This is a genomic window from Marinobacterium halophilum, from assembly GCF_003014615.1.
Taxonomy (GTDB): Bacteria; Pseudomonadota; Gammaproteobacteria; order Pseudomonadales; family Balneatricaceae; genus Marinobacterium; species Marinobacterium halophilum.
In genome coordinates, this window is record NZ_PYGI01000004.1 from 41,324 (window position 1) to 53,021 (window position 11,698).

Sequence of the window (11,698 nt, forward strand, 5' to 3'; positions counted from 1 at the left end):
GAATTATTCATCACCGACTTCAGGAGACATGTCCCCTTCAGCGGCATCCGGTGCTGCGGCGGCTACATCTGCAACCTCTTCGCTCTCACCTTCGATTTCGACTTCTTCAGGCTCTTCGATGCGGGCAATGCCGACCAGTCCTTCATCGTCAGCCAGACGAATCAGCATGACCCCCTGGGTATTACGGCCCAGGCTGGAAATCTCGCTGGTGCGTGTACGTACCAGTGTGCCGCGGTTGCTGATCAGCATCACGTCATCACCGTCAAATACCTGCACGGCACCGGCCAGCTGACCGTTGCGCTCGGTACACTGCATCGCGATCACACCCTGGCCACCACGACCACGCAACGGGAATTCGTCAATACGGGTCTTCTTGCCGTAGCCGTGTTCAGAGGCGGTCAAGACTTCACCACCCTCTTGCGGCACCATCAGTGAAATCACGTGTGTTTCCGCATCCATCTTCACACCGCGCACACCGCGCGCAGTACGACCCATGGCACGAACATCGTTTTCATTGAAGCGGATCGCTTTACCGGCACTGGTCACCAGCATCACGTCATCCTGGCCATTGGTCAGCATGGCACCGATCAGGCGGTCACCGTCTACGATATCCAACGCGATCAAACCGGTGCTGCGCGGACGTGAGAACGCATCCAGCGGCGTTTTCTTCACGGTACCGTTAGCGGTTGCCATGAAGATGAAGCGATCGGCATCAAACTCTTTCACCGGCAGGATGGTGCTGATCCACTCGCCTTCAGCCAACGGCAGGATATTCACCACCGGACGGCCACGGGACGCTCGGCTGGCTGGCGGAATTTCATACACTTTCAGCCAGTACACCTTGCCCACATTGGTAAAGCAGAGAATGGTGTCGTGGGTGTTGGCGATCAGCAGATGTTCGATGAAGTCTTCATCTTTCATCGAGGTTGCCGACTTGCCCTTACCGCCACGGCGCTGGGCCTGATAATCCGTCAACGGCTGCGTCTTGGCATAACCGGCATGGGAAATCGTTACCACCATGTCTTCTTCGGTGATCAGATCCGCGACCGTCAAATCCTGCATCGACGCCTGGATTTCAGTGCGACGCTCATCGGCGTATTCGGCTACCAGAGTTTCAAGCTCCTCACGAATCACTTCCATCAGACGTTCGAAGGAGCCCAGGATGTGCAACAGCTCGGCAATTTTTTCCAGCAGATCACGGTACTCGGCAATCAGCTTTTCATGTTCAAGGCCGGTCAAACGGTGCAAACGCAGGTCCAGTATTGCCTGTGCCTGTACCGGCGACAGGAAGTAATGACCGTCACGCATGCCATACTGCGGTTCCAGATCTTCCGGACGACACGCGGTTTCGCCCGCACGTTCCAGCATATCGGTCACGTACCCCGGCACCCACGGCGTGGCGATGAGTCGCTCTTTCGCCTCGGCCGGTGTCGGTGACCGCTTGATCATCTCGATAACCGGGTCAATATTGGCCAGCGCAATCGCCAGACCTTCAAGCACATGACCACGCTCACGGGCCTTGCGCAGTTCGAAGATCGTGCGTCGGGTCACCACTTCACGACGGTGACGCACGAAGCATTCAAGAATCGTTTTCAGATCCAGGATCTTCGGCTGACCATCAACCAGCGCTACCATGTTGATGCCAAAAACGCTTTGCAGCTGCGTCTGGGCAAACAGGTTGTTGATGATGACTTCAGCCAGTTCGCCGCGACGCAGTTCGATTACGATACGCATACCGTCCTTATCGGACTCGTCACGCAGCTCGCTGATGCCTTCGATCTTTTTCTCTTTGACCAGGTCCGCAATCTTTTCGATCAGGCGGGCCTTGTTGAGCTGATACGGGATCTCGCTGATCACCAGCATCGGACGACCGTTTTTCGGATGGTCTTCAATGTGGTGGCGGGCACGCACATAGATGCGTCCACGGCCGGTGCGGTAAGCCTGCAGAATACCGGCGCGGCCGTTGATGATACCGCCCGTCGGGAAGTCAGGTCCCGGAATCGACTCCATCAGTTCATCAATCGTGATATCGGGGTTGTCGATCAACGCCAGACAACCGTTGACGATTTCGCCCAGGTTGTGCGGCGGAATATTGGTCGCCATGCCCACAGCGATACCGGCAGAGCCGTTGACCAGCAGATTCGGCACACGCGTCGGCATCACCGCCGGTATTTTCTCGGTGCCATCGTAGTTGTCGACGAAATCGACCGTCTCTTTTTCCAGATCCGCGAGCAACTCATGCGAGATCTTGGCCATGCGAATTTCGGTGTAACGCATGGCTGCCGCAGAATCGCCATCAACGGAGCCGAAGTTGCCCTGGCCGTCGACCAGCATGTAGCGCATGGAGAAATCCTGCGCCATTCGCACGATGGTGTCATACACCGCACTGTCGCCGTGCGGGTGGTATTTACCGATGACGTCACCGACCACACGCGCCGACTTCTTGTACGGCTTGTTCCAGTCGTTGTTCAGTTCGTTCATGGCGAACAATACACGCCGATGAACCGGTTTCAGGCCGTCACGCACATCCGGCAGAGCTCGGCCCACGATTACGCTCATGGCGTAGTCGAGGTAGGACTGTTTCAGCTCGTCTTCAATGTTGACTGGCAGAACTTCTTTGGCTAAATCACCCATTCGCACAGCTTTCCTTGATCCGGTACCCGAGCACGCCCTGATGGCGCGCTTATAAACCGCGGAAGTATACCACAGCAGCGTTCAATTCACGCTAACCTCAGCGCTGCAACACTAAGGTTATGCATGCCTAGTCAATCAGTTTACGCAGGCTGGCGGGCAACGCGTTACGACGCTGACGCAGGAGCGGCGCAACTTTCTGCTGCCATAACTGCTCAACCGGCACTGACGGCATCCCGAGCTGCGCCAGATAGGCTTCAACAAAAGGAGCCTCCCCGCTCCGACCCTGCCGTTGGTCCAACATCCAGGACGCTACATGTAACAGCGCCACCGGCTCACGCCAGGCAGCAGGCAACTGCTCAGGCGGCATCGACATTGGATAATGCTGCAGTGCGATCACCTGCCAAACAGCCTCAGGCAGCAGCCAGTCTCGCAACAACAGACTCCCGGGCAGCCCGGACGGCACACGTCGGATCAAGGCGCGGGACGCCGGTTGCTGACGCTGCCATACCGCCAGCACCAGGCGGCCGATATCGTGCAACAGCGCAATAGTTGCCATCTCGGCGGGACGCCCCTTGGCCGTCGCTTGTGCCAACGCGAATACGATATAGGACAAGGCCAGCGCACGTTGATAACTGGTTCTGAACACCTCGCTATCGGGCAACGACTTGCGCAACGTCTCCGCCATGATGACCTGATAAACCCCCTCAAAACCCAACAAGGTTACCGCATGGCTCAGGTCAGTGATTTTCTTATCGAAACTGTAACCGGGGGAATTCAGTGCTTTCAGCAACGTTGCCGTCATTGCCGGATCCTGCCGCACCAGATCAACAATCTGCGCACGCGTACTGTCTTCATCCAGCAGGCACTGCAATAAATCCAGACTCGACACCGGCAAGCGGGGAATACGACCAATCACCGACCGTAGACTCTCATCCTCATCCAGGCCGACAGCCAAACGCTGTGATTCGTTATAATGACGACCAGCCAGCTGGGCCAGGCAGCCGCTGGTCTGCTCAAGCTCCACCGCCAACCGGCTCGAAAGCCGCGCGGCACAGCCGTACGCCCGCTGTAGCAAGACCAGCTGCGTCTGCTCTCGCAACTGAGCAAATTGAGCTCGAGACACGTAGAACAACTGCCCCTCACTCAATGCCTTCAGCATACAGTCCGAGGCCGACGCCGAGGGCAGCAATGCCGTCAGGTCATTCAACACGTCTCCAGACGAGAGAAGCAAGGGCGTACGCCCCGTTTTCTCTACACTCACATCACCACTTCTGAACAACACCAGGGCGCGCGCCAACTCGGGTGTTTGCTGCAGCAAACAAGCACCGGCTTCGAAACGTACACTGGCCGCCAGATTGATCAATTCGACCATGGCTGCGTCAGTAAGTCCCAAACCATTGTCTTTGGCTTTGCTCGCGACCTCAGCCGAACGTCCGACACCACGCTTCCATATATCAATCACTACATTCTCCTTCACACTCGCCAACCGCGTTCCGATTTCCGCGCCTCACACCATGATGCTAGAATGCGTGCAACTGGAATATGGAGCAAGGGCATTGAACATGAAAGAGGATCGCGCGCTGAATCTGGACCCGGCCGAAATCGCCAAGTTTGAGGAACTCGCCAGCCGCTGGTGGGACCGCGACAGCGAGTTCAAACCTCTGCATGACATCAACCCGCTGCGGGTAGACTTCATCGACCGCATCAGTCAACTGGCCGGCAAGAAAGTGCTGGATGTCGGTTGTGGCGGCGGCATTCTGTCAGAAGCCATGGCCCACCGGGGTGCTACCGTGAGCGGCATTGATATGGGCGAGGCCCCACTCAAGGTTGCCAAACTGCACGGCCTGGAAAGCGGCGTCAGCGTCAATTATCGACGCATCACGGTAGAAGACCTGGCCGACGAGCAACCGGAACAGTTCGATATTGTTACCTGCATGGAAATGCTTGAACACGTTCCCGACCCCGCCTCGGTCGTACGCGCCTGCGCCCGCCTGACCAAGCCCGGCGGCAAGGTATTCCTGTCGACGCTCAACCGCAACCCGAAAAGCTATCTGTTCGCCATTCTGGGTGCCGAGCGCGTACTCAAGCTGGTACCGGCGGGCACCCACGACTTCAATAAATTCATTCGCCCGGCTGAACTCGGTGACATGACACGCAAGGCTGGACTCGAAATCGAGGAAATGACCGGCCTGGTTTATAACCCGCTCACCAAAATCTATCGCCTTGACGCCACTGATGTGGACGTCAACTACATGCTGGCCTGCCGCAAAGAGGCACATTGATGCCCGCCATGGCCGCTGTACTGTTTGATCTGGACGGCACTCTGCTGGATACGGCGCAGGACTTTCATCGCGTCATCAATCGCATGCTGGCCGAAGCCGAGCGCCCGGCCATCGATTACGACTCACTGCGCAGCCAGGTCTCGAACGGGGCACGCGCCATGGTCAGCCATGCTTTCGCCCTCTCTCCTGAGGCCGATGATTTCCCCCGTTTGCACCAGCAACTGCTCGATGACTATGCCGAGCAACTGCTGATCAGCAGCAGCCTGTTCCCAGGCATGACCGAGCTTCTGCGCTGGCTGGAAGAGACCCGCACCCCCTGGGGCGTCGTCACCAACAAACCCAAGCGCTTTACATTGCCCCTGCTGGCAGCGCTGAACCTCGATCACTGCGGCAGCATTATCTGCCCAGAAGATGTCAGCACCGCCAAGCCCGACCCGGAAGGACTGCTACTGGCCTGCCAGCAATTGGGCGTAGCCCCGGAGCGCAGCATCTATGTCGGTGATCACCTCCGGGATATCGAGGCCGGCCGCGCCGCCAACATGTGTACCGTCGCAGCAGGCTGGGGCTATCTCAATACAGGGGAAACGCCTGAACAGTGGCACAGCGATCACATCAGCCACCAGTCGACCGACCTGCAACCCCTGCTACACTCGTTATTACAGGCTGGATGAGATCTGCCTTTCCGCCAGACCGCTTTTATCAAGGAGCTTAGGATGTTTCATTACCACGCCCCGGCCGATTCATTGAAAGGCCGTATCATTCTGGTTACCGGTGCCGGCGCAGGTATCGGCCGTGCCGCTGCCTGGCATTATGCCGCACAGGGCGCTACGGTAATTCTGCTGGGAAGGACACTGGAGAGACTGGAATCGTTGTATGACGAGATCGAAGCGGCCGGCTACCCGAAACCGGCAATCGCTCCCATGAATCTGGATACGGCGACCGAGCATGATTACATCGAGCTCAGCAATCAGCTCCATGACGAGTTCGGCCGCCTGGATGGCATTCTGCACAATGCCAGCCTGCTGGGCATGCGCACACCGATCGAAAACTACGACCCGATCACATGGGACCAGGTCATGCGCGTCAATGTACAGGCCCCGTTTCTGATGACCCAGGCATTGCTGCCCCTGCTCCACCTGTCAGATGACGCATCAATCATCTTCACGTCATCAAGTGTCGGCCGCAAGGGACGCGCCTACTGGGGTGCCTACGCAGTCTCCAAGTTCGCCACCGAGGGGATGATGCAGGTACTCGCAGACGAACTGGAAAACACACAGGGCATTCGCGTCAACGCGATCAATCCCGGAGCGACACGCACACAGATGCGTGCCTACGCCTATCCGGCCGAGCCGCCCGAAAGCAACCCGACACCCGCCGAGATCATGCCCGCCTATCTGTATTTGATGGGACCCGACAGCCGTCAGGTCAATGGGGTATCACTGGATGCGCAAGGCGAAGGGTCTGCCTGACCCTTCGCACCTTGGCGAACTTAAACGCGACGCCCGCGTCGGCTAGTGTTGCGGCGGCCGACCGAGCGCACCTTGGGCTTTTTGCCCGGGCGTGCCTTCTCATTATCATCTTGAGCCTGCGGCTGTGGCTGCCCCTTGATAACCGACTGACGTACCCGCTGACGCTTATACAGGCGCTGCTCTTTTTCGAACTCAATCGGTGTCGGTCGGTGCGTACGCGCCTCATCCATCACCAGCTCTTTCGCCAGCATATTGACCTCTTTGGGCGACATCTCGCGCCAGGTCCCTACCTTGATATCGCTCGCCAGGAACACAGGACCGAAACGAACCCGCTTAAGCCGGTTGACCTGCACGCCCTGAGATTCCCATAGACGACGGACTTCACGGTTACGCCCTTCCATCACCACGCAGTGGTACCACTTGTTGGCACCTTCACCGTTGAAATAACGCACATCGGTAAAGCGCGCCATACCGTCTTCCAACAGCACACCCTGCTGCAGACGCTCCAGCATGGCATCTTCGATATCACCCAGCACTCGTACCGCATACTCGCGGTCGATCTGCATCGACGGGTGCATCATATGGTTGGCCAGCTCACCATCGGTGGTGAAAATCAGCAGGCCACTGGTGTTAATGTCCAGACGACCAATGGCTACCCAGCGGCCTTGTTTCAGCGGTGGCAGGTTATCAAATACCGTCGGCCGCCCCTCGGGGTCATGGCGCGTACAGACCTCACCCAAGGGCTTGTTGTAAATCAGCACCCGGCGCTCCGCTGTCGCAGCAAACGACAATGTAACCGACTTGCCATCAACGCTGACACGATCCGTTGCACTCACACGGTCACCGAGGGTCGCCGGATGGTCGTTCACAATAATGCGACCACTTTCAATCCAACGCTCCATCTCACGACGTGAGCCAAAACCGGAACGCGCCAAAACCTTTTGCAATTTTTCATCATGCATTTTGACGTCTCCTGCGGCGACCCCAATGCAAGGCCACCTGATTATCATGGTAAATCAAAAAAGCCCCTTCAGGATGACCCGAAGAGGCTTCGTATTGACAGCATAATGCCCGATCAGTCGACAGTCGGCAACTGTTCCTTGGTCAGATTATTCTTGTCCATGTATTCACGGAAAGCGATCGGTGTACGGCCACGACCCGACCAGCTATGCTCGTTACCTTCGCTGTCGGTAATGACATATTTTGCCTTGACGGATTTACGTGCAACCGGCTCAACACCCTGCTTAAGCTCATCCAAGCCAATACCCGCTTCTTTCATCAGGCGCTGAATTTCTTCAACCTGCTGCAGCTTGGCACGTTCATTTTCTGCATTACGCTCAGCTGCTTCCGCAACCTCCGCACGAATATCATTCAGGTCAGCAATAACCTTATCGATATCAGCCAGCTGCATTTCCTGGCAATGCTTACGCAAGGAGTTCTTGCGTGTCAGTATCTTAATGAAGTCAGTCATTTTTGCGCGCCACTATCTGTAAGTTAATAATTCCAATTATCGCTATAAAATAACTTTTTTCAATAAAATATATAAACTTTATTTAAAATGATCCGTATTGCCAGCACCTTCACGGACAACAAATGGGACTTCATCGACCATATTAACGACACTGGTCGCCTCCATGCCGCAATAGCCGCCATCAATAATCAGATCAACCTGATGCTGCAAAATGTCACGCATTTCATAAGGATCGGTCAGCGGCAACTCTTCGCCCGGCATTATTAATGAGGTACTCATAATCGGCTCGCCCAACTGTGACAACAGTTGCGAGACAATGGCATTGTCTGGCACCCGAATACCGATGGTGCGGCGCTTGGGATGCAGCAACCTGCGTGGAACTTCTGTCGTTGCCGGCAATATGAAGGTATATGCGCCCGGTGTATGCGCTTTCAATAGCCTGAACTGTTGATTATCAACCTTCGCATATGTACTGATAGAGGACAGATCATCGCAGACCAGCGTGAAATTATGCTTGTCATCAAGATTACGAATACGCTTGATGCGATCAACCGCTTTTTTATCGCCCAGGTGACAGCCAAGCGCGTAGGCACAATCAGTAGGGTAAATAATAACTCCCCCCTTGCGCAGGATTTCGACCGCTTGCTGAATCAATCGTGACTGCGGGTTTTCAGGGTGAATCTGGAAAAACTGGCTCATGAAGCCTCCTGCTTAAAAACGAGAAACCGATCCAACTGTTCAGGCCTGCACGTCAGAACGGATCTGGTGAATGATATGACGCGGGGTCTCAACCCGAGGGAAACGCCCCAACCCGGTCCACTGATGTGCAGGATTATGAAAGTCACTACCGGACGACACCTGCATATCAAGCGTATCCGCAACCCGCAGCAATAATCCGATCTGCTCCTGACTGATACCGGGATAAGCAATTTCAAACCCGTCAGCTCCCGCCTCGGCCAACGCCGCCAACAACAACCGCAAGCGGGAAAAAGTCAGTTTATATTTGGTCGGATGCGCCAACATTGCCTTTCCGCCACTGGCCTGCACAATTGCAATTGCTTCGGCAACATCAGGCCATTCGGCTTTTACATCACCCACTTTACCCTGGCCCAGATAACGGTCAAACGCTTCATTTTCACTACTAACGACCCCCGCCTCCAGCAGCGCCCGGGCAAAATGCGGTCGCCCGATCTGCCCTTTACCGGCCTGCTCCTGCGCCCGCACCAGAATATCGGCGGGCGCGCGCTTGGCAATCAATTTGGTTGCTATGGTTTCGGCTCGTTTTTCGCGCAAGGCAACCAAACGGGCTTCATACTCCTGCCAACCGACAAAATCAGGGTCTATACCCAAGCCCAGCAAATGGATACTTCTTTTATGCCACAGGCAAGTCAGTTCAATACCGGGTATGAAATGAATACCGTGTTCCCTAGCGGCCATATGTGCTTCGCTAAGCCCTGCCAGCGTATCGTGGTCGGTCAGCGCCAGATAACGGATCGATGCTTCCGCGGCCTTGACAACCAGTTCAGTCGGGGACAGGGCACCATCAGATGCTGTACTATGCATATGCAGATCAAACTTGGGTTCATCTGCACGAGTCAGGTCAGTCACGATAACGGGCACACCTCTGGATTCAACTTACTTTTTAGATTAGCAGGCCAATGAAACTATTACTCGACTTTCTTCCCGTCATTATATTCTTTGCTGTCTACAAGTTCAGTGGCGATATTATTCTGGCTACCGCCGTACTGATTCCTGCAACCCTGGCACAGATGGCCTACACCTGGTTCAAGACGCATACCATCGAGAAAATGCAGCTGGTCACGCTTGGACTGGTAGTGGTTATGGGGGGGGCTACTGTTCTATTGGACAACAAGGCATTCATTCAGTGGAAACCCACCGTCGTCAATTGGCTGTTTGCCGCTGCCTTTCTGGGCAGTCACTTCATTGGTCAGAAAACCATTGTACAGCGCCTGATGGGGGCAAGTATCGAATTGCCGACACGGGTATGGCGCCAATTGAACCTGTGCTGGTGCGTGTTTTTCATCTTTATGGGCGTGTTGAATCTGGCTGTCGTCTACACTCTGAGCGAAGAGGCCTGGGTCAACTTCAAACTGTTCGGCATGCTTGGCTGTACGTTGATTTTCATCATTGCACAGGGCCTGTATATTTCTCGTCACATGCCCCAACAGGATCAACACAACGGAGATCAATAATGTACTACGCCATCATTGCCGAAGATAAGGCCGATGTACTCGATAAGCGCATGGCCGCGCGTCCCGATCACCTGGCACGCCTTGAACAGTTGAAACTGGAGGGACGTTTGCTGGTCGCAGGCCCGCACCCTGCCATCGACAGTGAAGACCCGGGCCCCGCCGGTTTCACCGGTAGCCTGGTCATTGCCGAGTTTGAATCGCTCGACGCGGCACAGAAATGGGCAGATGCCGATCCGTATTGCGCCGCAGGCGTTTATCAGAAAGTCGTCGTAAAACCATATAAAAAAGTTTTGCCCTAAGCTAACATAGTCGCTAGCTGATGTAGCCGAATAAAATCGTCCAGGATGTGGCGGTGGTTTCGTTCGACTGCAGTTAAGGCGAATACTGTTCTAATGAACTAAACTTTTTGCAAAAATAAACATCCACCTGGCACAAGGATATGATGATGAAAAAAATTGCAATTGCTGCTGGATTGGCGATGGCTCTGGGCGTTTCCGCTGCTCAGGCTGCGGTACCGGGTTACGCCGTAAATTCCAGCGACACTATCTGGCGCACCAGCTTTGGTGAATGCTGGCATACTGGTTTCTGGACCCAGGAGCAGGCTGTTGAAGGTTGTGACAACGTCATGGCCAAAGCAGAAGAACCGGCTCCGGCACCCGCTCCTGCACCGGCACCTGTCGCCAGCATGGCTGATGTAGAAAAGAAATTTGCTCTGTACTTCGACTTCGACAGCACTAAAGTCGGCGATGTCAGCAACGTTGTGAACTACATCGGTTCACTGGCCAGCCTGCAGAGCGTCAAGCTGGTAGGTTACGCTGACTTTATCGGTTCTGCTGCCTACAATGAAAAGCTGTCTGAGCGTCGTGCACGTTCTGTAGCAACCACTCTGGAACAGGCTGGCGTTGACGCCAGCAAGATGTCCATCGGTTTCATGGGCGAATCTGCTCCGGTTGCAAACTGCACCGGTCGTGGCGCCGAGCTGATTGCATGCCTGCGTCCGGACCGTCGCGTAGACGTGGAAATCATGGGTCAGAAGCGCGTTCAGAAGTAATTATCTGAATCGCTCACCCCAAAAAAGCCGGCCTTGAGCCGGCTTTTTTTATGTCTTTTTACTGACCACTGGAGTTTCACCATGCTCAAATATCTATGCTTGGCACTGGTCATGCTAATGCCAGCCAGCAATGCAGTTGCCAGTGACAATTATGGCGAACAAAAAGTCGTTTATCACATGAACTATGGTGACAGCAGCCGAATATCCGCCACCTTCAGCAATATCAGCAACCATATACAGGCCGTTGGCGAAGAAAATATTGACGTGAGAGTTGTGGTGCATGGTGCAGCGATCGAATACTTTACCGCCGCACAGGACGATAATCAGAAACAGGTCGCACTGGATACCCTGCGCCTGAGCGGTGCACGCTTTATTATCTGCGGCAACACCCTGGATGGTTACAACATCACCCGCGAAGACCTGTATGACGTCACCGCCGAAGATGTTGTTCAGGCAGGTTTACCCGAAATTGTTCGCCTGCAGCAACAGGGCTTCAGCTACGTCCGCCCATAGGCGCTCAGTCACGCAATAAAAACGGCAGCCGAGGCTGCCGTTTTTTTATCGCATCAATCTACCTG

General features: G+C 55.1%; 13 protein-coding genes. 7 read left to right on the forward strand and 6 right to left on the reverse strand.

Annotated features, from left to right (window positions below; all coding sequences use genetic code 11):
* Positions 1-3: 3 nt before the first annotated feature.
* Entirely contained in the window at positions 4-2,634 is a 2,631-nt protein-coding gene (gene gyrA / locus CLV44_RS03760; protein WP_106590774.1) for a DNA gyrase subunit A, read from the reverse strand.
* Positions 2,635-2,761: 127 nt separating this feature from the next.
* Positions 2,762-4,096: an HDOD domain-containing protein gene (locus tag CLV44_RS03765; RefSeq protein ID WP_106590775.1), complete on the reverse strand. Its 1,335-nt coding sequence runs from the start codon at positions 4,094-4,096 to the stop codon at positions 2,762-2,764.
* A 100-nt stretch (positions 4,097-4,196) separates the two neighbouring features.
* Here CLV44_RS03765 and ubiG point away from each other — a divergent pair, with 100 nt between their 5' ends.
* The 3 genes from ubiG to CLV44_RS03780 are packed head-to-tail and all read left to right on the forward strand — an operon-like array spanning position 4,197 to position 6,385.
* Positions 4,197-4,916, forward strand: coding sequence for a bifunctional 2-polyprenyl-6-hydroxyphenol methylase/3-demethylubiquinol 3-O-methyltransferase UbiG (gene ubiG / locus CLV44_RS03770; RefSeq protein ID WP_106590776.1), 720 nt, complete (start codon positions 4,197-4,199; stop codon positions 4,914-4,916).
* Complete coding sequence (locus CLV44_RS03775; protein ID WP_106590777.1) at positions 4,916-5,587, forward strand: HAD family hydrolase; 672 nt, start codon at positions 4,916-4,918, stop codon at positions 5,585-5,587. Before ubiG ends, CLV44_RS03775 begins: the two co-directional genes overlap by 1 nt.
* Before the next feature lie 42 nt (positions 5,588-5,629).
* Positions 5,630-6,385, forward strand: coding sequence for a YciK family oxidoreductase (locus CLV44_RS03780; protein WP_106590778.1), 756 nt, complete (start codon positions 5,630-5,632; stop codon positions 6,383-6,385).
* A gap of 20 nt (positions 6,386-6,405) precedes the next feature.
* On the opposite strand, the gene rluB is transcribed toward CLV44_RS03780, so the two are convergent.
* From rluB to CLV44_RS03800, 4 genes are all read right to left on the reverse strand, one after another.
* Entirely contained in the window at positions 6,406-7,347 is a 942-nt protein-coding gene (rluB, locus tag CLV44_RS03785; RefSeq protein ID WP_106590779.1) for a 23S rRNA pseudouridine(2605) synthase RluB, read from the reverse strand.
* 113 nt (positions 7,348-7,460) lie between these two features.
* Positions 7,461-7,856, reverse strand: coding sequence for an H-NS histone family protein (locus CLV44_RS03790; RefSeq protein WP_106590780.1), 396 nt, complete (start codon positions 7,854-7,856; stop codon positions 7,461-7,463).
* A gap of 78 nt (positions 7,857-7,934) precedes the next feature.
* A complete protein-coding gene (locus CLV44_RS03795; protein ID WP_106590781.1) occupies positions 7,935-8,555 on the reverse strand; it encodes an L-threonylcarbamoyladenylate synthase in 621 nt (206 codons plus the stop codon).
* Between the two features lie 39 nt (positions 8,556-8,594).
* A complete protein-coding gene (locus tag CLV44_RS03800; protein WP_245912594.1) occupies positions 8,595-9,464 on the reverse strand; it encodes a PHP domain-containing protein in 870 nt (289 codons plus the stop codon).
* Between the two features lie 50 nt (positions 9,465-9,514).
* On the opposite strand from CLV44_RS03800, the gene CLV44_RS03805 reads away from it, so the two are divergent.
* The 4 genes from CLV44_RS03805 to CLV44_RS03820 all read left to right on the forward strand — a co-directional run bounded on the left by CLV44_RS03805 (position 9,515) and on the right by CLV44_RS03820 (position 11,633).
* A complete protein-coding gene (locus CLV44_RS03805) occupies positions 9,515-10,069 on the forward strand; it encodes a septation protein A (protein ID WP_106590782.1) in 555 nt (184 codons plus the stop codon).
* Positions 10,069-10,368 (forward strand): YciI family protein, encoded by a 300-nt coding sequence (locus CLV44_RS03810; RefSeq protein ID WP_106590783.1) that lies wholly within the window; start codon positions 10,069-10,071, stop codon positions 10,366-10,368. Before CLV44_RS03805 ends, CLV44_RS03810 begins: the two co-directional genes overlap by 1 nt.
* A gap of 146 nt (positions 10,369-10,514) precedes the next feature.
* Positions 10,515-11,120, forward strand: a complete 606-nt coding sequence (locus CLV44_RS03815; protein ID WP_106590784.1) for an OmpA family protein — start codon at positions 10,515-10,517, stop codon at positions 11,118-11,120.
* Between the two features lie 81 nt (positions 11,121-11,201).
* Entirely contained in the window at positions 11,202-11,633 is a 432-nt protein-coding gene (locus tag CLV44_RS03820) for a DsrE family protein (protein ID WP_106590785.1), read from the forward strand.
* Positions 11,634-11,698: the final 65 nt, after the last annotated feature.

Excerpts from the sequence above, each read along its gene's own strand:
- CLV44_RS03810 (WP_106590783.1), top strand. The coding sequence starts at position 10,069 with ATGTACTACGCCATCATTGCCGAAGATAAGGCCGATGTACTCGATAAG.
- gyrA (WP_106590774.1), bottom strand. The coding sequence starts at position 2,634 with ATGGGTGATTTAGCCAAAGAAGTTCTGCCAGTCAACATTGAAGACGAG.
- rluB (WP_106590779.1), bottom strand. The coding sequence starts at position 7,347 with ATGCATGATGAAAAATTGCAAAAGGTTTTGGCGCGTTCCGGTTTTGGC.
- CLV44_RS03775 (WP_106590777.1), top strand. The coding sequence starts at position 4,916 with ATGCCCGCCATGGCCGCTGTACTGTTTGATCTGGACGGCACTCTGCTG.
- CLV44_RS03790 (WP_106590780.1), bottom strand. The coding sequence starts at position 7,856 with ATGACTGACTTCATTAAGATACTGACACGCAAGAACTCCTTGCGTAAG.
- CLV44_RS03820 (WP_106590785.1), top strand. The coding sequence starts at position 11,202 with ATGCTCAAATATCTATGCTTGGCACTGGTCATGCTAATGCCAGCCAGC.
- CLV44_RS03805 (WP_106590782.1), top strand. The coding sequence starts at position 9,515 with ATGAAACTATTACTCGACTTTCTTCCCGTCATTATATTCTTTGCTGTC.
- CLV44_RS03780 (WP_106590778.1), top strand. The coding sequence starts at position 5,630 with ATGTTTCATTACCACGCCCCGGCCGATTCATTGAAAGGCCGTATCATT.
- CLV44_RS03815 (WP_106590784.1), top strand. The coding sequence starts at position 10,515 with ATGAAAAAAATTGCAATTGCTGCTGGATTGGCGATGGCTCTGGGCGTT.
- ubiG (WP_106590776.1), top strand. The coding sequence starts at position 4,197 with ATGAAAGAGGATCGCGCGCTGAATCTGGACCCGGCCGAAATCGCCAAG.
- CLV44_RS03795 (WP_106590781.1), bottom strand. The coding sequence starts at position 8,555 with ATGAGCCAGTTTTTCCAGATTCACCCTGAAAACCCGCAGTCACGATTG.